The following is a 23,006-nucleotide window of genomic DNA, read 5'->3' on the forward strand; positions in this document are numbered from 1 at the left end:
CGGACGCGGTAGTAACGTTGCTACATATCTTTTTCAGAAGAGGTCGCAATGATGGCCATCACCACCATTTCCAGCCGCGAATTCAATCAGGACACAAGCAGTGCCAAAAAAGCCGCGCGCAATGGGCCGGTGATCATCACGGATCGTGGCAAGCCCGCCCACGTACTGCTAAGCATTGAGGAATACGAAAAACTCACCGGCCTCAACGCGAGCATCGTCGATCTGCTGGTCATGCCTGAAGCGGCAGACATCGAGTTCGAAACCGAGCGTGCCGTGATCACTCACCGCCCCGTGGATCTGTCCTGAATGTATTTGCTCGACACCAACGTAATTTCCGAACTGCGCAAACCCCAGGCTGACAAGAACGTTGTCACCTGGGCCAGAACCGTCATCTCCCCTCGCATGTTTATCTCGGCCATTACGCTGAAGGAACTGGAGACCGGCGTCCTTCGCATGGAGCGCCGTGATCCGGCTCAGGGAAAGATTCTGCGCACCTGGCTCAAGCGCCACGTGATGCCGGCCTTCGATGCGCGAATCCTGCCGGTCGATGCGGCTGTCGCCTTGCGCTGCGCGCGCATTCACGTGCCGGATCAGGCCAATGAAAGTGATGCCCTGATCGCTGCGACGGCGCTGGTCCATGGACTGACCGTGGTCACCCGCAACACCGGTGACTTTGAATCCAGCGGCGTTGCGTTGATCAATCCGTGGGAGTGAAAGCCTCGCATCGCAGCTTCACATCTCGCAACTGAAATTCGATGGGCACATTGGCTGCCAAGCGATAACGTCCTGCTGCAGCCGATGTGCTGCATACCTCACGACTTATCCTGCAAGGAAGCTATGCGATGAACGAACAACAGCAAAATCAGGATACTGATCAGCCGATTCAAACGGGTGAACACACGCCAAAAAATGATGCGGCCAACAGCGACAGCCTGAGACGACAAACACGATCCATCGTGAGCGAAGTCGCTGCCGACAGAAAGCGCAGTACCGGCGGGATCGATAGCCTCGGTGGCGGCCGGTTGCCTTGACCGACTGATGAAAGCGACGGCAAACCTGCAATTGCGCAGCATCGCTGTCGCGATGTCAGCAGCACCTATCGTCTATAGTCAATTGATCTGCATCATGCTTTGTTACATTCGCTACACCATTCATGATTTTTCCCCAACGCGACCAAAGGTCGCACCCGTTCGTCGGCATGACAGGCGTATCATTGCGCCACCGCAACACCCCTTTTTGACCCCGGCCGGCACGTATCGACCGAGGCATTTTTCCACTGCCGTGGGATGCAATGATGAGCAACCAGATTCCGGTACACGACGTCACGCCACCCAGCAAGAACGCGAATAACAGCGTCGACCTTTACGCCTCTCGAGAAAAAATCTACACCCGTGCTTTCACCGGCCTGTTCCGCAATCTGCGGATGATGGGCGGCGCGGCCTTGTTCCTGCTGTATTTCGGTACGGTCTGGCTGAACTGGGGCGGCCATCAGGCCGTGTGGTGGAACCTGCCGGAACGCAAGTTCTTCATTTTCGGCGCCACGTTCTGGCCGCAGGATTTCATTCTGCTTTCCGGGCTGCTGATCATTGCGGCGTTCGGCCTGTTTTTCATCACCGTGTATGCGGGCCGGGTCTGGTGTGGGTACACCTGCCCGCAAAGCGTGTGGACGTGGATTTTCATGTGGTGCGAGAAGGTCACCGAAGGCGACCGCAACCAGCGCATCAAGCTCGACAAGGCGCCGATGAGCGCCAACAAGTTCCTGCGCAAATTCGCCAAGCATGCGCTGTGGCTGCTGATCGGTTTCGTCACCGGCATGACCTTTGTCGGCTACTTCTCGCCGATCCGCGAACTGGTGTTCGAGTTCTTCACCGGGCAGGCCGATGGCTGGTCATATTTCTGGGTCGGTTTCTTCACCCTCGCCACCTACGGCAACGCCGGCTGGCTGCGTGAGCAGGTGTGCATCTACATGTGTCCGTATGCGCGCTTCCAGAGCGTGATGTTCGACAAGGACACCCTGATCGTTTCCTACGACCCGCGTCGCGGTGAAAGCCGTGGCCCGCGCAAGAAAGGCGTCGACTACAAGGCCCAGGGCCTGGGCGACTGCATCGACTGCACCATGTGCGTCCAGGTTTGCCCTACCGGCATCGACATCCGCGACGGCCTGCAGATCGAGTGCATCGGTTGCGCCGCCTGCATCGACGCCTGCGACAGCATCATGGACAAGATGGATTACCCGCGCGGGCTGATCAGCTACACCACCGAACACAACTTGTCCGGGCAGAAAACCCATAAACTGCGACCACGCCTGATCGGTTATGCCGTGGTACTGCTGGCGATGATCAGCCTGCTGGTGACGGCCTTCTTCATGCGTTCGCTGGTGGGTTTCGACGTCAGCAAGGACCGCGTGCTGTACCGTGAAAACGCCGAAGGCCGGATCGAAAACGTCTACAGCCTGAAGATCATGAACAAGGATCAGCGCGACCACACTTACGTGCTGGAAGCCGCCGGTTTGCCGGATCTGCGCCTGCAAGGCAAACGCGAGATCAAAGTGCCTGCCGGGGAAATCTTCAGCATGCCGGTCGAGCTGTCGAGCGCGCCTGAACAATTGCCATCGAGCACCAACGAGGTGAAATTCATCCTCAAGGATGCCGATGACGACAGCGTCCACGTAGAAGCCAAGAGCCGGTTCATCGGCCCACAAAATCGTTGAGAGAATTGAACATGCCCGCAGCAAACGCCGCAAGTCCCTGGTACAAGCACCTTTGGCCATGGATCATCATCGGGATTCTGGCTTGTTCGGTGACCCTGACGCTGTCCATGGTGACCATCGCGGTGAACAACCCGGACAACCTGGTCAACGACAACTACTACGAGGCCGGCAAAGGCATCAACCGTTCGCTGGACCGCGAACTGCTGGCCCAGACCCTGAAGATGCGCGCTGCCGTGCATCTGGATGACGTCACTGGCGAAGTCGACCTGCGCCTGAGCGGCGACAGCCAGCCGAAAACCCTGGAACTGAACCTGATCTCGCCGACCCAGCCGGAGAAGGATCGCAAGATCGTCCTGGCTCGCAGCGAGACTGAAACGGGCCGTTACATTGGCCAGTTGAGCGACAAGATTGAAGGGCGGCGTTTTGTGGAGTTGCTGGGCACTCAGGACGATCACGTTTGGCGAATGTTCGAGGAAGAGCTGGTCAGCCATGACAAGGATTTGTTGTTGGGTGATGAGCCGCTGCAAGGCGCTGAAGACCTGAAAAAATAAGCCTTACTCTGATTGTTCCCACGCTCTGCGTGGGCACGCAGCCAGGGACGCTCGGCGTCCCAGCCGAAGCGGACGCGGAGCGTCCAGGGAGGCATTCCCACGCGGAGCGTGGGAACGATCATCGGAACGCCTCATGACCATTCCAATCCCCTGCTACCACTGCGCCCTGCCCGTCCCGTCCGGCAGTCGCTTCACCGCTGTCGTGCTCGGGGAATCCCGCGAGTTCTGCTGCCCCGGCTGTCAGGCGGTGGCCGAAGCCATCGTCGCCGGCGGGCTGGAAAGCTATTACCAGCACCGCAGCGAAGCCTCGGCCAACCCCGAAGCGCTGCCGGTGCAACTGGTCGATGAACTTGAGCTGTACGACCGCGCCGACGTGCAGCAACCTTTCGTGCGCCACGAAGGTGAGCTGGCCGAAACCACGCTGTTGATGGAAGGCATCAGTTGCGCCGCCTGCGGCTGGCTGATCGAGAAACACCTGCGCACCCTGCCCGCCGTGGCCGAGGCGCGACTGAATCTGTCCAACCATCGCCTGCATGTGCGCTGGGCCGACGGGCAATTGCCGCTGAGCCAGATCCTCGGCGAACTGCGCCACATCGGCTACGCCGCGCACCCCTATCAGGCCGACCGCGCCAGCGAACAACTGGCCAGCGAAAACCGCCTCGCCCTGCGTCAGCTTGGCGTCGCCGGCCTACTGTGGTTCCAGGCCATGATGGCGACCATGGCGACATGGCCGGAATTCAACATCGACCTCAGCCCGGAGCTGCATACGATTCTGCGTTGGGTCGCGTTGTTCCTCACCACGCCGATCGTGTTCTACAGCTGCGCACCGTTTTTCAAAGGCGCCATGCGCGACTTGCGCACTCGCCACCTGACCATGGACGTATCGGTATCGCTGGCAATCGGCGCAGCGTACGTCGCCGGGATCTGGACCTCGATCACCGGGGTCGGCGAGCTGTATTTCGACGCGGTAGGCATGTTCGCGCTGTTCCTGCTTGCTGGACGCTACCTAGAACGTCGCGCCCGCGAGCGCACCGCCGCTGCCACCGCGCAACTGGTCAATCTGCTGCCTGCCTCGTGCCTGCGCCTTGACGACGCTGGCCAAAGTGAACGCATCCTGCTCAGCGAACTGCGCCTCGGTGACCGAGTGCTGGTGCAGCCCGGCTCGGTACTGCCGGCGGACGGAAAAATTCTCGATGGCCAATCGAGCATCGACGAATCCGTGCTGACCGGCGAATACCTGCCGCAACCGCGTACCAAGGGCGATGCCGTCACCGCCGGCACGCTGAACGTGGAAGGCGCGCTGACCGTCGAGGTGCAGGCGCTCGGGCAGGACACGCGACTCTCGGCCATCGTCCGCCTGCTGGATCGCGCCCAGGCAGAAAAACCACGACTAGCGGAAATAGCCGACCGCGCCGCGCAGTGGTTCCTGTTGCTGTCGTTGATCGCAGCGGCCGCCATCGGCCTGCTGTGGTGGGAGCTGGATTCGTCGCGAGCGTTCTGGATCGTCCTCGCGATGCTGGTCGCCACTTGTCCGTGCGCGCTGTCGCTGGCGACGCCGACCGCGCTGACCGCCGCCACCGGCACCCTGCACAAACTCGGCCTGCTGCTCACGCGCGGTCATGTGCTGGAAGGCCTGAACCAGATCGACACGGTGATCTTCGACAAGACCGGCACCCTCACCGAAGGCCGGTTGGTGCTGCGTTCGATCCGCCCGCTCGGTGCCCTCGACAGCGATCAATGCCTGAGCCTGGCCGCCGCTCTGGAAAACCGTTCGGAACACCCGATAGCCCGGGCCTTCGGTCGCGCGCCGCTGGCTGCCGAAGACGTCCACAGCACGCCGGGACTGGGGCTGGAAGGATTGGTCGGCGAACAGCGCTTGCGCATCGGTCAGGCGGACTTTGTCTGTGATCTCAGCGGCGCGCCGGTGCCGTCGATGCCGAAGGAGCCGGGTCAATGGCTGCTGCTCGGTGACAATCAGGGGCCGCTGGCCTGGTTCGCCCTCGACGACCGTTTGCGCGATGACGCCCCGGCGCTGCTCGCTGCGTGCAAGGCGCGCGGCTGGCGCACACTGTTGCTGTCGGGTGACAGTTCGCCGATGGTCGCCAGTGTCGCTGCTGAACTGGGCATCGATGAGGCCCGGGGCGGTCTGCGTCCGGACGACAAGCTGCAAGTGCTGCAACAACTGCACAAGGACGGCCGCAAGGTGTTGATGCTCGGTGACGGCGTCAACGACGTGCCGGTGCTGGCCGCTGCGGACATCAGCGTGGCCATGGGCTCGGCCACTGATCTGGCGAAAACCAGCGCCGATGCGGTGCTGCTGTCCAATCGCCTCGACGCTTTGGTGCAGGCCTTCACGCTGGCCCGCCGTACTCGCAGGGTGATCATCGAGAACCTGTTGTGGGCCGCGCTGTACAATGGCCTCATGTTGCCGTTCGCCGCCCTCGGCTGGATCACTCCGGTGTGGGCCGCCGTCGGCATGTCGATCAGTTCGCTGACCGTGGTGCTCAACGCCCTGCGCCTGACTCGCCAGCCGAGCGCGCCGGCCGTCAGCGCCACGTCAGAAACCCGCCCGCTGCCGGCCTGAGCCGCGCGGGCATGGAGTACAGATGCCAGCTCTCTACGTGATGATTCCGGCCGCGCTGCTGATCGTGGCCATCGCCGTCTACATCTTCTTCTGGGCGGTGGACAGCGGCCAATACGACGACCTCGACGGCCCGGCCCACAGCATCCTGTTCGACGATCAGGATCCGAACCACACCGCCGCAGTGGACGAAGCCAACCCAAACAAACCGGACGACAAGGCGCCACCCCATGCTTGAACTGGCGCCGCTGCTGGTGTCTGCGTTGATTCTCGGCCTGCTCGGCGGCGGGCATTGCCTGGGCATGTGCGGCGGCTTGATGGGCGCGCTGACCCTGGCGATTCCCAAGGAACAACGCAGCCGACGCTTTCGATTGTTGCTGGCCTACAACCTCGGGCGAATCCTCAGTTATGCCACTGCGGGACTTCTGATCGGGCTGGCCGGCTGGGCCGTGGCCAACAGTCCTGCGGCGCTGTTCATGCGGGTTCTGGCCGGGTTGCTGCTGATCGCCATGGGCCTGTATCTGGCGGGCTGGTGGAGCGGCCTGACCCGTATCGAAAGCCTCGGTCGCGGACTGTGGCGTTACATCCAGCCAGTCGCCAATCGTCTGCTGCCGGTGTCGAGCCTGCCTCGCGCTTTGCTGCTCGGCGCGCTGTGGGGCTGGTTGCCGTGCGGGCTGGTTTACAGCACGTTGCTGTGGTCGGCCAGTCAGGGCAATGCACTCGACAGCGCCTTGCTGATGCTCGCCTTCGGGCTCGGAACCTGGCCGGTTTTACTCGCAACAGGCCTGGCTGCCGAACGAGTGACGGCGCTGCTGCGCAAACGCAGTGTGCGGATGGCCGGCGGTCTGCTGGTGATCCTGTTCGGTATCTGGACCCTGCCGGGGCCGCACCAGCACTGGCTGATGGGCCACTGATCGGCGGTGCGGCCTTCGCGAGCAAGCTCGCTCCCACAGGAGATTTGTAGCGTACACAACACCTGTGGGAGCGAGCTTGCTCGCGAAGAGGCCCGCACTGGCAACACACATATCCCCGTTGATGCAAATCAAGATGCCTTTTTGTGCCCTCCCCTAGACTCGGCACACTGCCAGCCTATCCGGGGGAATGCCCGCATGCTCGACGCCATTCGTTGGGACACCGATTTGATCCGCCGTTACGACCTGGCGGGGCCGCGCTACACCTCGTACCCGACGGCCGTGCAATTTCACAGTCAGGTCGGCACCTTCGACCTGTTCCACGCCCTGCGCGACAGCCGCAAGGCCCTGCGCCCGTTTTCGCTGTACGTGCACGTGCCGTTCTGCGCGAACATCTGCTACTACTGCGCCTGCAACAAGGTCATCACCAAGGATCGCGGCCGCGCGCTGCCGTATCTGCAACGGCTCGAGCAGGAAATCCAGCTGATCGCCTGCCACCTCGACCCGGCGCAGAAAGTCGAGCAACTGCACTTCGGTGGCGGCACCCCGACCTTTCTCAGCCACGATGAGTTGCGGCAGTTGATGGCGCACCTGCGCAAGCATTTCAATCTGCTGGACGACGATTCTGGCGATTACGGCATCGAGATCGACCCGCGCGAAGCCGACTGGTCGACCATGGGCCTGCTGCGCGAATTGGGCTTCAACCGGGTCAGCATCGGCCTGCAGGATCTCGACCCGGCGGTGCAACGGGCGGTCAATCGCCTGCAAAGCCTGGAAGAAACCCGCGCGGTGATCGACGCAGCACGCACCCTGCAATTTCGCTCGATCAACATCGACCTGATCTACGGCCTGCCCAAGCAGACCCCGGACAACTTCGCCCGCACCGTCGACGAAGTCATCAGCCTGCAACCGGACCGTCTGTCGGTGTTCAACTACGCACACCTGCCGGAACGCTTCATGCCGCAGCGGCGGATCAACGGCAACGAACTGCCGAGCCCGGCGCAGAAACTGGAAATGCTGCAACGCACCATCGAACAACTGACCGCCGCCGGCTATCGCTACATCGGCATGGACCATTTCGCCCTGCCCGACGATGAACTGGCGATTGCTCAGGAAGAATCGACCCTGCAACGCAATTTCCAGGGCTACACCACCCACGGTCATTGCGACCTGATCGGCCTGGGCGTGTCGGCCATCAGCCAGATCGGCGACCTGTACTGCCAGAACAGCAGCGACCTCAATCACTACCAGAACACCCTCGCCGGCGCGCAACTGGCCACCAGCCGGGGCCTGGTGTGCAACGCTGACGATCGCTTGCGCCGCGCGGTGATCCAGCAACTGATCTGCAATTTCAGCCTGGATTTCGCCGAAATCGAGCGCCGCTTCAACATCGATTTTCAGGGTTACTTCGGCGCGCTCTGGCCACAATTGCAGGGCATGGCGCAGGACGGGCTGATCGAACTGGATCGCGAGCGCATCACCGTGCTGCCGGCCGGGCGCCTGCTGGTGCGTTCGGTGTGCATGGTGTTCGACGCGTATCTGGAACAGCAGAACCGCCAGCGTTTTTCGCGGGTGATTTAGCTCTTCATCAGCAGCGCGTTGGTTTTCAGGTTCTGGTCAGCGGTCAGACCCGATTGGTCGATGACTTTGGTCAGGGACAGGTTGGCGGTGATCAGACCGTTGTTGAGGGCGGAGATGGCGCCTTTGAGGGCTGCGATCTTGGCGAACCGCTCTTCGTTGGAGAGCGTCTTGTTGGCCATCAGCGCGTTGATCTGGGCGTTCTTCTCGGCGATCTGCTGGCGCAACTTGCGAATCATCTTCAGCAATTGCTGGACGTTTTCCGGCAGACCGCTTTCTTCGATATCGCGGTTTTTCCCGCCGGAACCGGCGGATTTAGCAATGGCGGCGCCGGACAGCGACACTTTGACGCCCTCGACCAAGGTCGGGCTTCCCAATGATGCCGCGTCTGTGCCGGACTCATCGTCAACGGAGGTCTCAGCACTTTCCAGCAACGACGCAACGCCACTGTTACCGGGGGTCAGCGTACCTATAGCAGTCATCGAAGCGGTTCCTTGCATGCCGTCAGATACCTGTTTATCGGCCGTCATCCCTGCGGCTTTATGCCGTGGGGGCAATCTCGCCACAGACTGGCCTGAATGTCCTCCGCTGGGTTACCCTTACGCCTTATGTGTGTTTTCCCACAAGGATTTAAGAAATGTCCGAGCCAGTTAAACTGCGCGCTCATAACCAGGCTAATTGCAAGGATTGCAGCCTGGCCCCTCTCTGCCTGCCACTTTCGCTGAATCTGGAAGACATGGATGCGCTGGACGAAATCGTTAAACGTGGCCGCCCGTTGAAAAAGGGTGAGTTCCTGTTCCGCCAGGGCGACACCTTCGATTCCGTTTATGCAGTACGCTCCGGCGCCCTGAAGACCTTCAGCCTGAGCGACACCGGCGAAGAACAACTGACCGGCTTCCACCTGCCGAGCGAACTGGTCGGGTTGTCCGGCATGGACACCGAGAAACATCCGGTTTCCGCCCAGGCGCTGGAAACCACTTCGGTCTGCGAGATTCCGTTCGAACGCCTCGACGAACTGGCCCTGCAACTGCCGCAGCTGCGCCGTCAGTTGATGCGCGTGATGAGCCGCGAAATCCGCGATGACCAGCAAATGATGTTGTTGCTGTCGAAGAAAACCGCCGACGAGCGCATCGCCACCTTCCTGGTCAACCTGTCGGCGCGTTTCCGCGCTCGCGGGTTCTCGGCCAACCAGTTCCGCCTGAGCATGTCGCGCAATGAAATCGGCAACTATCTGGGGCTGGCGGTGGAAACCGTGTCCCGGGTCTTCACCCGCTTCCAACAGAACGAACTGATCGCTGCCGAAGGCAAGGAAATCCATATCCTCGACCCGATCCAGCTCTGCGCCCTGGCTGGCGGCTCGCTGGAAGTCTGATCTCGACCCGCGGCCGAGCGTATCGTTTCAGCCGCGGGTATACTGCGCCGTTTGCAGCCCTGCCAGGACACCTCGACGATGGTCTTCGACTCCTTCGACATCAAATCCCTGATCCGCCCCGTGATCGACTTCCCGAAACCGGGCGTGATCTTTCGCGACATCACCCCGCTGTTCCAGTCGCCCAAGGCCCTGCGCCTGGTGATGGACAGCTTCGCCCACCGCTACGTGGAAGCAGACTTCACCCACATCGGCGCGATGGATGCGCGTGGTTTCCTGATCGGTTCGGTGCTGGCCTATCAGCTGAACAAGCCGCTGGTGCTGTTTCGCAAGCAAGGCAAACTGCCGGCGGACGTACTGGCTGAAGGTTACGCGACCGAGTACGGCGAAGCGTTCCTCGAAGTACACGCCGACAGCCTGTGTGAAGGCGATTCGGTGGTGATGTTCGATGACCTGATCGCCACCGGCGGCACGCTGATAGCAGCGGCCAACCTGATCCGCCGCATGGGCGCCCGCGTTCATGAAGCAGCGGCGATCATCGATCTGCCGGAGCTGGGTGGTTCGCAGCGTCTTGAGGACATGGGGATTCCGACGTTCTGCCTGACGCAGTTTGCGTTGACTGATAAGTAAATAGTGCCTGCTCCACCGCTTTCGCGAGCAAGCTCGCTCCCACAGTTGGAATGCGTTCCTCTGTGGGAGCGAGCTTGCTCGCGAATGGGCCGGCAGCCTCACTGCAAAATCTAAAGTCCCATCTGTTTGCTGATGATCTCGTTCATCACTTCCCGCGTCCCGCCGCCAATCGACAAGATGCGGTTATCCCGATACAGCCGCTCCACCAGGCTTTCGCGCATATAACCCAGCCCGCCGAGAATCTGCACCGCTTCATTGGTGATGCGATCCGAAGTGTCCGTGGCAAAGTTTTTGGCCATGGAAATCTCCTTGATCACGCTCTGCCCCGCCGCCATTTTCGCAGCCTGCCGGTAGGTGAATTCCCGCGAGACTTCCAGCGCCGTGGCCATTTCCGCGAGGCGATGCTTGATCACCTGGAACTTGCCGATGGGTTTGCCGAACGCTTGCCGCTCCTTCGCCCACTTCAGGCTTTCTTCCAGCGCCAGTTGCGCGGTCATGTTGGCCATCAGCGCCAAGGCCAGACGTTCGCTCTGGAAGTTGCCCATGATGCAGGCGAATCCCATGTTTTCAGCGCCGATCAGATTTCCCACAGGCACCCGGCAATCGTCGAAGAACAATTCAGCGGTGTCCGACGCCCACCAGCCCATTTTCTTCAGCTTCCGGCCGACGTTGAAACCGGGCGTGCCCTTCTCGATCAGCAGCAGGCTGATGCCGCCAAAACCGGGCGCACCGGTGCGCACTGCGACGGTGTAGTAATCGGCGCGCACGCCACTGGTGATAAAGGTTTTGCTGCCGCTGACCCGGTAATGATCACCGTCGCGTATGGCGCGGGTTTGCAGGTTGGCGACGTCGGAACCGCCGCCCGGTTCAGTGACGGCCAAGGCGCTGATTTTCTCGCCGCTGAGCACTTGGGGGACGACGCGGTCACGGACTTCGGGCCGGGCCCATTTGACGATGGGCGGCAAGCCGATATCCAGCGAACCGAGCCCGGCCACCAACCCACCGGAGCCGCAACGCATGAGTTCCTCGCTGGCGGCGATCTTGGCGAACAAATCACCTTCATGACTGCCGCCCAGCGCTTCGGGATAACCGATGCCGAGGATGCCGGCCGCACCGGCCTTCAGGTACAGCTCACGGGGGAAGCTTTCGGCTTCTTCCCACGCATCGATGTCCGGCAGGATCTCGCGTTCGACGAAACGTCTGACGCTGTCGCGGACCATTTGGTGGCTGGGGTCGAAGTATTCCTGGAAGGCGGGCATCGGCGAACTCCATGGAAGGGTTCGCCGAACTTAACCGAGCGCTTGCTTGGTTTTCAACAGGATTGTGTGGCTCAGAGGGAAATCGGCTTGCGCCCGGCAAACGAGTGAGCCAGCGTGCCGCCGTCCACCAACTCCAGTTCGCCGCCCAACGGTACGCCGTGGGCGATGCGCGAGGCGATCAGGCCTTTGTTCTGCAGCAACTGGGCGATGTAGTGGGCCGTCGCTTCGCCTTCCACGGTCGGGTTGGTGGCGAGGATGACTTCGGTGAAGGTGCCCGCCTCTTCGATCCGCGCCATCAATTGCGGAATGCCGATGGCTTCCGGGCCCAGGCCGTCCAGCGGCGACAGGTGCCCCTTGAGCACGAAGTAGCGACCACGGAAGCCGGTCTGCTCGACCGCGTAGACGTCCATCGGCCCTTCCACCACGCACAGCAGCGTGTCGTCACGGCGGGTGTCGGCGCATTGCGGGCACAGATCGTCTTCAGTCAGCGTGCGGCACTGGCGGCAGTGTCCGACCCCTTCCATGGCCTGGCTCAAGGCCTGGGCCAGGCGCGTGCCGCCGCTGCGGTCACGTTCGAGCAACTGCAACGCCATACGCTGGGCAGTTTTCTGACCCACGCCCGGCAAGGTTCGCAGGGCGTCGATCAGTTGGCGAATCAAAGGGCTGAAGCTCATGGGGAAAAAGTCCGACAAAACAACGAGACGCGGTTTATACCCGCGCCTCCGGCCAGCGTCAAATCCTCAGTCCTGGGCGACCTTCACCACCAGTTTGCCGAAGTTGCGCCCCTCCAGCAGCCCGATAAACGCCTCAGGCGCCTGCTCCAGGCCCTCCACCACGTCCTCGCGGAATTTCACCTTGCCGTCGCGCACCCACGGCACCATGGCGCTGATGAATTCCGGCTGACGATCACCGTAGTCGTCGAACACGATGAAGCCCTGAATGCGTGCGCGTTTGGTCAGCAAGGTGCGCTGTAGTGCAGGCAGACGATCCGGGCCTTTCGGCGCTTCCGAGGCGTTGTAGCCAGCAATCAGGCCGCACAGCGGGATCCGCGCCTTGGGATTGAGCAGTGGCACGACCGCATCGAAGACATGGCCACCGACGTTTTCGTAATAGATGTCGATGCCATTGGGGCAGGCCTTGGCCAGTTGCTCGGCGAAGTCCGGCGCCTTGTGATCGATGCAGGCGTCGAAGCCCAGTTCCTCGACCACGTATTTGCACTTATCGGCACCACCAGCCACGCCCACGGCGCGCAGGCCTTTGATCTTGGCGACCTGGCCGACCACCGAACCCACTGCACCGGAAGCGGCGGCAACCACTAGGGTTTCGCCCTCTTTCGGCTGGCCGATGTCCATCAGGCCCATGTACGCGGTCATGCCGGGCATGCCCAGCACGCCAAGCGCCATCGACGGACTCGGCAGGCCGGACGGGATCGGGATGATGTTGCGGCCATCGCTGATGCTGTGGCTTTGCCAGCCGGTGGCACCCACGACCAGATCGCCGGGGTGGAATTTCGGATGACGCGACTGTTCGACCCGGCTGACAGCGCCGCCGGTCATGACCTCGCCGATTTGTACCGGCGCCGCGTAGGACGGCGCGTCACTCATGCGCCCGCGCATGTAGGGGTCGAGCGACAGGTACAGGGTCTTGAGCAACACCTGGCCGTCTTCAAGGTCCGGCAGCGCCTCGCGCTCCAGACGGAAATTCTCGGGTGTCGGCGCACCGACCGGACGTGAGGCCAGCACGAAGCGTTGATTGAGGGTCAGAGGGTCGGACATGTCAGCGTCTCCTTTGAATGGTGAATTCGGCGTTATAGGGAGCAGACCGTTGCAGCTATTGCGCGTTCGATGTTTCGTCAGCCGGAAACAAAAATGCCAGGCGCAATGCCTGGCATTTTTTGTAGCTCATCCAACCCGCAAAGGCGAATCAGAACGGCAGTTTCATACCGGCCGGCAGGTTCATGCCAGCGGTCATGCTGCCCATCTTGGCCTGGCTGTTGGCTTCGATCTGACGCACGGCGGCGTTGACGGCAGCGGCCACCAGATCCTCGACCACTTCGCGGTCGTCTTCGTCCAGGCCCGGCAGTACGCTCGGATCGATGCTGACTTTCTTCACGTCATGACGACCGGTCATCACCACGGTGACCAGATCGCCACCGGCTTTGCCGGTGACTTCGGCGTTGGCCAGTTCTTCCTGCATCTTGGCCATTTTTTCCTGCATCTGCTGCGCCTGCTTCATCAGGCCGGCCATGCCACCTTTCATCATGGGAATCACCTCAAAAGTACTTGGATCAAAACAGCGCCCGGCCAGACAGGCCGGACGCCCTCAGTTATTAGCCCTGACTGACCAGGGCGTCGACAGGTTCAATAGTATCGTGTCGCACGACCGCACCGAACTGCTGCACCATCTGCTGGATGAACGGATCGCCGTGGATCGACTCCTCCGCCTCGCGCTGACGGTTGGCACGGCGCCGGGACGCGGCCTGGGCCGGGGTTTCCTGCTCGGGCTTGATCAGCTCGATGGTCAGGGTCAGCGTGCGCCCGTGGAACTGGTTCAGCGCATCGTTCAGACGACGCTGCTGGGTGGCGTTGAACAAGGCGCTATGGGCCGGGTCCAGGTGCATCAGCCAGTGATCACCATCGACCGCGATCAGCGTGCAGTTGGCGGCGATGCTGCCGGTCATGCCGGAGATCGGCAGTTGCGGGAACAACTCCAGCCATTGCAGGGCCAGACCGGTGGCCGGCGCGGCGGCAGGTTCCGGCTCGGGTTCGGGGGCCGGTTCTGCGGCGTGTTCGCTGGCCAGATCGTCGAGGTAACTGTAGGCCGAATCCATGTCCGGCTCGATGTAGTCCTCGTCGAGCGGCGGCTCGTCGTCCATGTCCATGCCCGGCGTGGCGGCATCGACTTCGGCTACTGACGGCTCGGGAATTGGCGCGGCGGCCCACTCCGGAGCGTCCGGCACGACGCTGTCCGGGGTCGGCAGCGGCATTGGCGGCAGGTCCGGTTGTTCGGCGGTGGTTTCCAGCACCGGCTCGACGGCTGGCTGCTGCACAGGCGCAGGCTCTACCGGGTCATTCCACGGCAGATCGACGACTTCTTCGACAGCGACCGGCTCGGGCTCCGGCTCAGGTACGGGTTCAGGCGCAATCACCGGGGCAACCGGCGCAGGCTCGGGAGCCGGCGCAGGTGCAACCACCGGCGCTGGCGCGGGCGCAACAGCCGCAGCAACTACCGGCGCAGGCTTCGGCGCGGCAGCCACTGAGTTTGCGGAATCAACTGTGGCCTGGCTGATCCCCACTGGCTTTAGCGGTTGCCTCGGGGCGTCCGCCGTGTCTGCCGGCCGGAAGGCCAGCATCCGCAGCAGGACCATTTCGAAACCACCTCGCGGGTCCGGCGCCAGCGGCAAGTCGCGGCGACCGATCAGGCCCATCTGGTAATAGAACTGCACGTCTTCGGCCGGCAAGGCCTGGGCCAGCGCCAACACCCGGTCACGGTCGCCGTGGCCGTTGTCGACACCTTCCGGCAAGGCCTGGGCGATGGCGACGCGGTGCAGCACGTTGAGAATTTCCGAGAGCACGCCGTTCCAGTCCGGTCCCTGTTCGGCCAGATGACGCACGGCTTCGAGCAACGCCTTGGCGTCGCCTTCGATCAGCGCGTGCAGCACGTCGTAAACCTGGCCGTGATCCAGCGTACCGAGCATCGCCCGCACATCGGCGGCCAACACCTTGCCTTCACCAAAGGCGATGGCCTGATCGGTCAGGCTCATGGCGTCACGCATCGAACCGTCGGCCGCGCGGCCGAGCAGCCACAGTGCGTCGTCTTCAAACGGTACGTTTTCGGCGCCCAGAACGTGGGTCAAATGCTCGACCACGCGCTCCGGAGTCATGTTCTTCAGGGAGAACTGCAGGCATCGCGACAAAATCGTTGCCGGAAGTTTCTGCGGGTCGGTGGTCGCCAGGATGAACTTGACGTAGGGCGGCGGCTCTTCGAGGGTTTTCAGCAGCGCATTGAAGGAATGGCTGGAGAGCATGTGCACTTCGTCGATCAGGTAGACCTTGAAGCGCCCGCGGCTCGGGGCGTACTGCACGTTGTCGAGCAGCTCGCGGGTGTCCTCGACCTTGGTCCGGCTCGCGGCGTCGATCTCGATCAGGTCGACGAAACGGCCTTCATCGATCTCGCGGCACACCGAACACTCGCCGCACGGGCTTGAAGTGATACCTGTTTCACAGTTCAGGCATTTGGCGATGATCCGAGCAATCGTGGTCTTGCCGACGCCCCGCGTACCGGTGAAGAGGTAGGCGTGGTGCAGGCGCTGGCTGTCCAAGGCATTGATCAGAGCCTTGAGCACATGGGTCTGGCCGACCATTTCGCGGAACGAGCGCGGACGCCATTTACGTGCAAGAACCTGATAACTCATCGAAAACCGTCGCGGCAAAGGAAGCAGAAGCGGCTAATGCTAGCGGAGCAAGGGCAAAATTGCATCCGGTGTGCTCGTCTATTCTGGCTAAGCTGCATGAGCGAGGGCTTTTGTCGGCTCGGGATCGGGAATTACCGGAGCGTTTATGCGGTGGGCCGTGGGGGCATTACTGGGATTGAGCCTGAGCGCGATGGCGGCGCAACCGCCGCTGCGCTTCGTGGTTGCCGACAGCTGGGCGATGCCGATGGTGCAGATCGAACGTGGCCGTCCGACCCAGGGCATCCTCTACGACATGATGCTCAGCCTGGCGACCCAGGTCGGCGTGCCAGCGCAATTTCACGTCCTGCCCCGCGCCCGGGTGCAGAGCGCCATGGAACATGGCGAAGTCGACGTGCGCTGCTATGCCGCACAATCGTGGCTGCCGAACCTGTCCGGCGATTACATCTGGAGCCTCCCGCTGTTCTTCCAGCGCGACCTGCTGATCAGCCGTCAGGATCAACCAACCAGCGCAGATCCGGCCCACCTGCCCCGCCAGTCGATCGGTACCGTGCTCGGCTACAGCTATCCCACGCTGCAACCGATATTCGACGCCGACCGACTATGGCGCGAAGATGCGCGCAATCAGGAGCAGGTGCTCGACAAACTGCTGGCCGGCCGTTACCGCTACGCCGTGAGCAATCAATGGACGCTGGACTGGTTCAACCAGCGCCTGCTGCCGGGGCAACAACTGCAGGCGGTGGCGGTGTTGCAGGAGCAGAAGGTCGGCTGCTATGTGCGCAATGATCCGAATGTGCCGGTGCAGCGCATATTGAGGACGTTGCTGCGGATGAAAATGTCGGGGGAGATCGATGACATTATCCGGTTGTATACCGGTGGGTCGGGCGGCGAGCCGTAAGCCGGACCCTCAATGCCCCGCCGTATCACGAAATTGCTGGTACTCGTGATACTCGACCCACGCGACCACATCGTACGGCACGTAAAGCTTCAGCCTGGCGCGGGAGATGGCGATGTACACGGCGCAGATCCGCTGATCGAACGCGTAGGCGTCCTTGAATTTCTCGTTGGTCAGCAACCCCGGCGTCAGCAGGACCTTGTCGAACTCCATGCCCCCCGCCTCTTCCGCGAGCATCAGCAGGCAGCCGTTGCCGGCGTTGTCGATCATTCGGTTCAGGCGTGTCAGGTCGGCAATCATGAAGCCGCTTTCCAGCTTGGCCTTGACCCGCAGAAACGACTCGTCGAACTGGTTGGCGTCGCACACGGCCTGCCAATCGGGCAAGTCGCTGAAGTACGGATGCACGCCGTTTTCGCTGAATTCGGAGCGGTAGAAGTCAGGTTTGAACAGTTCGATGGCGGTGGCCATGAAATGCTTGAGTTCATCCTGGGTGCGCTTGTCCGGGAATCTGAACTTGCAGTTGGAATCGTGCAGGTGGATGGCCCAGATCATGCTGTCCCACGGCGATGCCGTCAGCACCACGCAACCCTCGGACGGTACGAAACCTTCCGGGTATTCCTTGATGACGACGTCAGCATCGCTGGCGCCTTCGAACGGAATCTTGCCCTTCTGCGAGTGCCGGGCGATCAGCGGATTGACCAGCCGTTCGACGTTGCGGCCCGAGCGCACGGAATAGCTGATATCGCTCTGACGAACCTCACGATGCCGTTTGACCGGCACGCCGCTGGCCTGCTGGTACTCGTCGCCGAGGGTGATCAGCACCTGGCGGCCGCGTTCGATGATCTGCAACAGCGATCCGGGAATATCCTGGCTTTCATCGATCAGCACGTGGGTGTAGCGCGCCGGCACCACGCAGCCGGCGATGCAGGCACGCTTGATCATCAGCAGCGCTTCGAAGCCAGTCTGGCTGCCCCACGCCGGGTTGAGTTCGAGGTAGCCCCACACCCGGCTCGAATACTCCAGCAACACCTGAGCGTCGACGCTGGAGAGCGGCTGGTTGAAATGCGGCAGATGCTTCGCCGAAAAAGTGTGATCGCGGAAGCGGCAGTAGCGCTCGATTACTTTGAGGCAGAGCTCAAGGGTTGCCTGCCCGTCGTGGTGGCGAAAACCGAAGATATTCAGTTCCTGCGCCAGCGCCTGCCGGGTCGGGATTCGCCCACCCTCCGCCTGAGGCCTGCGACCGAGCATCAGCGACTGCGCAAACGCCAGGAAGGTCTTGCCGGCCTTCTTCTCGCTCGGCCCCACCATGCGCTGGCGAAGGACTTCCAGCTTGGCCGGGGTGCGCGCCAGCAATAGGGTCTTTTCCGGGCGCAGATGTTCCAGCAAGGCGACCAGCAGATGGCTTTTGCCGATCCCCGCGTAACCTTGAACGTGCAGGTCTTCGTCCAGGTTGGCGCGGAAGGTCCTGACCAGTTTGTCCTGCGCCGGGCTCAACCAGCGCTCGCGATAACGGGGCGTCACTATCGACTGGCTGAACGGGTCATGGCTGCGATGGCGCTGGACTTTGTATTCGAAATCCCACTGGCCGTCGGGCAACAAGTAGTCGCGTGCCGATACTTCTTCGGCCAGCAGAAAACGCAGGTTGAGAGGGTTAAGGACCTTCAGGCCGAAATACAGTTTGCGTGGATCGAACAATCGCTGCGCTTCGGACAGCAGGCTCGCAGTCGCTGACTGACGGCTTTCGGCAGCCCAAGACAAGAGCTTGGCCAGAATTTTCTCTGCCGCCACGGCGCCGAGATCCTGCTCTTTCGTCTGCACCAGATTCTGGATGACCAGCACCGCCGCCAACTCCGGATCGGTCAGGCTTTCGAGCACTTTGGCCCCACCCGCCTGCAACAGGTTCGCGCAGGTTTCATCCGTGACGGGCAGGAACACAGGGCTGGATAGATCGGAATGTTCCGGGAGCATAAAACCTCGCGGCCAGGGCGCGGACCTTGCAAGGTCGATCCTGGCCAGACTCTTCATTTATTTCGGTGGCTGCGAGTATGCGGGATTGGAGAGCAAATGATTACCCCGTGTCGGCGCCCTCGCGAGCAGGGGTTTGGATACGAACCGACAAATCGCAGGCATAAAAAAACCGCAGTGGGTGAAACCCATGCAGTTCGGTGTTGATTCGTTCGATGTTCGTTAAGGTGGTAACCCTACCAGCCACACCCCGGCACACAATGTTCCCGCTGTGGCTGCTGCCTTCCGGCTCTGACCAGGTTCACGGGTAATCGTTGCGGGGGGACCGATAGGGTCACCATAACTACACTCGCCTGTCGGCGAGCCGCGCCATTGTACCTATCTGAGACGAAGTTACAACCGCTCGTTGCAGATTAAAAATATGAAGGGCTTCAAGCACTTGCTATTGCGCCTGAAGCACCTCGTCTGCCCGGCCGCCCTCTTGCTGAATCACCAGATGAATGAAGTGCAGCTTGGCAATCGCCGCCGGCGGCAGGACGAACGGATAGAAATCCGGCTGACCCATGCTGCGCGACAGTTCGTTGAGCATGCCGGCCAGTTCGATCCACGCGTTGACGAACGACAGGAACGCCGCGCCGCCAGGATGTTCGGGGTCGTACAGTGTGCTCGACGGAAACGGCTGGTAGTCGAGGTCCATCTCCCGGGCGCTCATGCCGAAACCCAGCGCCGTATCTACCGCGTCCATCATGTGCAGGTAATGGGCCCAGGTTTCCGCCCAGTCTTCCCACGGGTGCATGGTGGCGTAGGCGCTGACGTAATGCTGCGGCCAGTCCGCCGGCGCGCCCTGTTGATAATGCCGCTCCAGCGCCTCGGCATAACTGGCGCGTTCGTCGCCGAACAGGCTGCGGAATGAACCGAGCCACGGGCCGTTGTCGATCAGGCGATCCCAGTAGTAGTGCCCGACCTCATGGCGAAAATGCCCAAGCAACGTGCGATAGGGTTCGTGCATCTGCGCCCGGACCTTTTCGCGATGGGCATCGTCGGCTTCTTCGATGTCGAGAGTGATCAGGCCGTTGGCGTGGCCAGTCATCGGTGCATTGCCCTCTAGATCAACGCCGATAAAATCGAAAGCCAGGCCGATGTCTTCGTCGACGGTTTTCGGGACGACCGGCAGACCGAGGCTGATCAGTTGCGCCACCAGTCGCCGCTTGGCGATTTCCACTTTGCGCCAGCGTTCGGGGTTTTCCGGGACGGACAGGTCGGGGATGGTGCGATTCAAATCGCAGGCCGCGCACAGGGTGTCGTGATCGTTGGCGGGCAGCAGCCAGTTGCAGGCCGCCGGGGTGTCGAGGTTGGCGCAACGCCGGAACAGCCCGGCCTCGGGATCGACGTCCAGCGTCCAGGTGCCCTCTTGCGGCCCCGGTTGCAGCGACGTCAGCCGACTGTGCTCCGGTTGATAACCCAGCGCCGTGTTGCAGGCCAGGCACTGACTGTTGCGAAAGAACAGCGACTGGCCGCAGCGGCACGGCCAGACTTTGCTGTTGCGCGAGGATTCGCCCATGAACGGCGCGACGATGCGGGAACTGAGCTGCTCGAAAAAGCGGTACATGGCGATCTCTCCCTTGGGCTTGCCAAGACTAGATCATTCCCGCCCAAAGATCGTTCCCACGCTCTGCGTGGGAATGCATACCGTGACGCTCTGCGTCACAACGGACGCGGAGCGTCCGGGGCGGCATTCCCACGCGGAGCGTGGGAACGATCATCAGGCGCTGATACCGTGCCCTTTCAGGAACGCGATGAACGCCTCTTCGTCCATGACCTTTACGCCCAGTTCGTTGGCCTTGGTCAGTTTCGACCCCGCGCCCGGCCCGGCGACCACGCAGTGGGTCTTGGCCGACACAGAACCGGCGACCTTGGCGCCGAGGCTTTCCAGGTGTTCCTTGGCGACGTCCCGACTCATCAGCTCGACCTTGCCGGTCAGCACCCAGGTCTCCCCGGCTAGCGGCAGGCCTTCGACGACTTTCTTTTCGCTCTGCCAGTGCATGCCGAAATCGCGCAGTTGCTTCTCCGCGTCTTCAGCCAGTTGACGATGCTCGGGCAAGGCGAAAAACTCGCGAACCGAGTTGGCCTGCTTCTCCGGCAATGCCTGGCGCATGTCCAGCCAGTCAGCGTTCATCACCCCTTCCAGCGATTCGAACTTGTCCGCCAGCTTCTGCGCCCCGCCCGGACCGACCGAAGGAATGTGCAGCTTGTCGAGGAAGCCGCCCAGCGTGGTGCTCGCGGCAAACTCGGCGCCCAGCTCGCCCTGATCCTGAATCTCTAAACCATGGCCCAGCAACTCGGTGATCACCTGCTGGTTGTGCGCATCTTCAAAGAAGCTGTGAATCTCGTGCGCCACTTCCAGGCCGATGTCCGGCAGGTACGTCAGCACTTGCGGCAAGGCTTGCTGGACGCGCCCCAGCGAACCGAGCGAGCGGGCCAGAACCTTGGCCGTCTCTTCGCCGACATCCGGAATGCCCAGCGCATAGATGAAGCGCGCTAGGCCCGGTTTTTTGCTGTCTTCGATAGCCGCCAGCAACTTGTTGCTCGACACCTCGGCAAAGCCTTCCAGGTCGACGATGTCGTCGAACTTCAGGGCGTAAAGATCAGCCGGCGAACTGACCAGACCTTCGTCCACCAGTTGCTCGACGCTCTTGTCGCCAAGGCCTTCGATGTCCATCGCCCGACGGGAGACGAAGTGAATGATCGCCTGCTTGAGTTGCGCACCGCAGGCCAGTCGACCAACGCAGCGATACACCGCGCCTTCGCTGATGGTTTCCTTGCCCTTGCTGCGCTTGACCAGTTGCGTGCGCTCGACGTGGGAGCCGCAGACCGGGCAGCTCTCGGGAATCTGCACCGGCCGCGCGTCTTCAGGGCGACGCTCGGTAACGACTTGCACCACTTGCGGAATCACGTCACCAGCGCGGCGAATGATCACCGTGTCACCGATCATCAGACCCAGTCGGGCGACTTCGTCCATGTTGTGCAACGTGGCGTTGGCCACGGTGACGCCGGCGACCTTGACCGGTTTCAACCGCGCCACCGGGGTGACGGCGCCGGTGCGGCCGACCTGGAATTCCACATCGAGCAGTTCGGTGAGTTCTTCCATGGCCGGGAATTTGTGGGCGATGGCCCAGCGCGGTTCCCGGGCGCGGAAGCCCAGTTCGCGCTGATCGGCAATGCTGTTGACCTTGAACACCACGCCGTCGATTTCATAGGCCAGCGAGTTACGGCGCTCACCGATATCGCGGTAGTAATCCAGGCATTCGCCGATGCCCTTGGCCAGTTTCAATTCGTGGCTGATCGGCATGCCCCAGGCTTGCAGTTGCTTGAGATTGCCAATGTGGGTGTCGGAAATATCGTGAGAGACCTGACCGATGCCGTAGCAGCAGAATTCCAGCGGGCGATTGGCGGTGATTTTCGAATCCAGCTGGCGCAGGCTGCCGGCGGCGGCGTTGCGCGGGTTGGCGAAGGTCTTGCCGCCGACTTCCAGTTGCGAGGCGTTGAGGCGTTCGAAACCGGCCTTGGACATGAACACTTCGCCGCGCACTTCCAGCGTCGCCGGCCAGCCCGTGCCGTGCAGCTTCAGCGGAATGTTGCGCACGGTGCGCACGTTGACGCTGATGTCTTCGCCGGTGGTGCCGTCGCCGCGCGTGGCGCCGCGCACCAGCACGCCGTCCTGATACAGCAGGCTGACCGCCAGGCCATCGAGTTTCGGCTCGCAGCTGTATTCCACCGCCGCGCCACCGCCGAACAGATCACCGGCCGGCAGATCCAGACCTTCGGTCACCCGGCGGTCGAACTCGCGCATGTCGGTTTCTTCGAAGGCGTTGCCAAGGCTGAGCATCGGCACTTCGTGACGCACCTGGGTGAACGCGGTCAGCGCCACGCTACCAACGCGCTGGGTCGGCGAGTCGCTGGTGATCAGTTCCGGGTTGGCCGCTTCCAGCGCCTTGAGCTCGTGGAACAACCGGTCGTACTCGGCATCCGGAATGCTCGGCTCATCGAGGACGTGGTAACGGTAGTTATGCTGATCGAGTTCAGCGCGCAGCTCTAGAATGCGGTCTTTGGCGGCAGTCATGGGTGTTCTCTCATAAAGCAAAAGAG

At 61.9% G+C, this 23,006-nt stretch carries 21 protein-coding genes and 1 other RNA gene; 12 read left to right on the plus strand and 10 right to left on the minus strand.

The features are described 5' to 3' along the window. Nucleotides 1-51: 51 nt before the first annotated feature. From AC1Q9F_RS22550 to hemN, 9 genes are all read left to right on the plus strand, one after another. On the plus strand, nt 52-306 hold the full coding sequence (locus tag AC1Q9F_RS22550; RefSeq protein ID WP_039770179.1) for a type II toxin-antitoxin system Phd/YefM family antitoxin: 255 nt from the start codon (nt 52-54) through the stop codon (nt 304-306). After that, nucleotides 307-714, plus strand: coding sequence for a type II toxin-antitoxin system VapC family toxin (locus AC1Q9F_RS22555; protein ID WP_492620851.1), 408 nt, complete (start codon nt 307-309; stop codon nt 712-714). A 128-nt stretch (nt 715-842) separates the two neighbouring features. Beyond that, the gene (locus AC1Q9F_RS22560) at nt 843-1,031 is read left to right on the plus strand and encodes a hypothetical protein (protein ID WP_492620852.1); all 189 of its coding nucleotides are present in this window, start codon (nt 843-845) and stop codon (nt 1,029-1,031) included. A gap of 263 nt (nt 1,032-1,294) precedes the next feature. Next, entirely contained in the window at nt 1,295-2,710 is a 1,416-nt protein-coding gene (gene ccoG, locus AC1Q9F_RS22565) for a cytochrome c oxidase accessory protein CcoG (RefSeq protein ID WP_007951662.1), read from the plus strand. Between the two features lie 11 nt (nt 2,711-2,721). Then, entirely contained in the window at nt 2,722-3,261 is a 540-nt protein-coding gene (locus AC1Q9F_RS22570; RefSeq protein ID WP_007951661.1) for a FixH family protein, read from the plus strand. 133 nt (nt 3,262-3,394) lie between these two features. Then, nucleotides 3,395-5,845 carry a heavy metal translocating P-type ATPase gene (locus AC1Q9F_RS22575; protein WP_492620853.1) on the plus strand — a complete coding sequence of 817 codons (2,451 nt, stop codon included), beginning with the start codon at nt 3,395-3,397 and terminating at the stop codon, nt 5,843-5,845. A gap of 22 nt (nt 5,846-5,867) precedes the next feature. Beyond that, a complete protein-coding gene (ccoS, locus tag AC1Q9F_RS22580; RefSeq protein WP_016984738.1) occupies nt 5,868-6,080 on the plus strand; it encodes a cbb3-type cytochrome oxidase assembly protein CcoS in 213 nt (70 codons plus the stop codon). Next, entirely contained in the window at nt 6,073-6,756 is a 684-nt protein-coding gene (locus AC1Q9F_RS22585) for a sulfite exporter TauE/SafE family protein (protein WP_039770036.1), read from the plus strand. Before ccoS ends, AC1Q9F_RS22585 begins: the two co-directional genes overlap by 8 nt. A 195-nt stretch (nt 6,757-6,951) precedes the next feature. Beyond that, complete coding sequence (hemN, locus tag AC1Q9F_RS22590) at nt 6,952-8,334, plus strand: oxygen-independent coproporphyrinogen III oxidase (protein WP_492620854.1); 1,383 nt, start codon at nt 6,952-6,954, stop codon at nt 8,332-8,334. Here hemN and AC1Q9F_RS22595 read toward each other — a convergent pair. Further along, nucleotides 8,331-8,813, minus strand: a complete 483-nt coding sequence (locus AC1Q9F_RS22595) for a hypothetical protein (RefSeq protein ID WP_492620855.1) — start codon at nt 8,811-8,813, stop codon at nt 8,331-8,333. The two genes, hemN and AC1Q9F_RS22595, sit on opposite strands and share 4 nt — an antisense overlap. Before the next feature lie 155 nt (nt 8,814-8,968). On the opposite strand from AC1Q9F_RS22595, the gene fnr reads away from it, so the two are divergent. Both fnr and AC1Q9F_RS22605 read left to right on the plus strand, forming a co-directional pair. Then, nucleotides 8,969-9,703: a fumarate/nitrate reduction transcriptional regulator Fnr gene (gene fnr / locus AC1Q9F_RS22600; protein WP_007951654.1), complete on the plus strand. Its 735-nt coding sequence runs from the start codon at nt 8,969-8,971 to the stop codon at nt 9,701-9,703. A gap of 78 nt (nt 9,704-9,781) precedes the next feature. After that, on the plus strand, nt 9,782-10,330 hold the full coding sequence (locus tag AC1Q9F_RS22605; RefSeq protein WP_003223345.1) for an adenine phosphoribosyltransferase: 549 nt from the start codon (nt 9,782-9,784) through the stop codon (nt 10,328-10,330). Between the two features lie 110 nt (nt 10,331-10,440). Here AC1Q9F_RS22605 and AC1Q9F_RS22610 read toward each other — a convergent pair whose 3' ends face one another. The 5 genes from AC1Q9F_RS22610 to dnaX all read right to left on the minus strand — a co-directional run bounded on the left by AC1Q9F_RS22610 (nt 10,441) and on the right by dnaX (nt 16,003). Beyond that, complete coding sequence (locus AC1Q9F_RS22610) at nt 10,441-11,589, minus strand: acyl-CoA dehydrogenase family protein (RefSeq protein ID WP_492620856.1); 1,149 nt, start codon at nt 11,587-11,589, stop codon at nt 10,441-10,443. Nucleotides 11,590-11,660: 71 nt separating this feature from the next. Beyond that, nucleotides 11,661-12,263, minus strand: a complete 603-nt coding sequence (gene recR, locus AC1Q9F_RS22615; protein WP_007951652.1) for a recombination mediator RecR — start codon at nt 12,261-12,263, stop codon at nt 11,661-11,663. Between the two features lie 66 nt (nt 12,264-12,329). After that, nucleotides 12,330-13,364 carry an NADPH-dependent curcumin/dihydrocurcumin reductase gene (curA, locus tag AC1Q9F_RS22620; protein ID WP_492620857.1) on the minus strand — a complete coding sequence of 345 codons (1,035 nt, stop codon included), beginning with the start codon at nt 13,362-13,364 and terminating at the stop codon, nt 12,330-12,332. A gap of 148 nt (nt 13,365-13,512) precedes the next feature. Next, entirely contained in the window at nt 13,513-13,851 is a 339-nt protein-coding gene (locus tag AC1Q9F_RS22625; RefSeq protein ID WP_007951650.1) for a YbaB/EbfC family nucleoid-associated protein, read from the minus strand. Between the two features lie 67 nt (nt 13,852-13,918). After that, nucleotides 13,919-16,003, minus strand: a complete 2,085-nt coding sequence (gene dnaX, locus AC1Q9F_RS22630) for a DNA polymerase III subunit gamma/tau (protein WP_492620858.1) — start codon at nt 16,001-16,003, stop codon at nt 13,919-13,921. 145 nt (nt 16,004-16,148) lie between these two features. Between dnaX and AC1Q9F_RS22635 the strand changes: the two genes are divergently transcribed. Then, complete coding sequence (locus AC1Q9F_RS22635) at nt 16,149-16,898, plus strand: substrate-binding periplasmic protein (RefSeq protein WP_492620859.1); 750 nt, start codon at nt 16,149-16,151, stop codon at nt 16,896-16,898. 9 nt (nt 16,899-16,907) lie between these two features. Here AC1Q9F_RS22635 and AC1Q9F_RS22640 read toward each other — a convergent pair whose 3' ends face one another. The 4 genes from AC1Q9F_RS22640 to ligA form a co-directional block, all read right to left on the minus strand. Then, nucleotides 16,908-18,863 carry a hypothetical protein gene (locus AC1Q9F_RS22640; protein ID WP_492620860.1) on the minus strand — a complete coding sequence of 652 codons (1,956 nt, stop codon included), beginning with the start codon at nt 18,861-18,863 and terminating at the stop codon, nt 16,908-16,910. 231 nt (nt 18,864-19,094) lie between these two features. Next, nucleotides 19,095-19,191, minus strand: an RNA gene (gene ffs / locus AC1Q9F_RS22645) — signal recognition particle sRNA small type. Between the two features lie 111 nt (nt 19,192-19,302). Beyond that, entirely contained in the window at nt 19,303-20,469 is a 1,167-nt protein-coding gene (locus AC1Q9F_RS22650) for a zinc-binding metallopeptidase family protein (RefSeq protein WP_492620861.1), read from the minus strand. 153 nt (nt 20,470-20,622) lie between these two features. After that, the gene (ligA, locus tag AC1Q9F_RS22655; RefSeq protein WP_492620862.1) at nt 20,623-22,980 is read right to left on the minus strand and encodes an NAD-dependent DNA ligase LigA; all 2,358 of its coding nucleotides are present in this window, start codon (nt 22,978-22,980) and stop codon (nt 20,623-20,625) included. Nucleotides 22,981-23,006: the final 26 nt, after the last annotated feature.

Source organism: Pseudomonas sp. GW823-FHT04A03, from assembly GCF_058796615.1.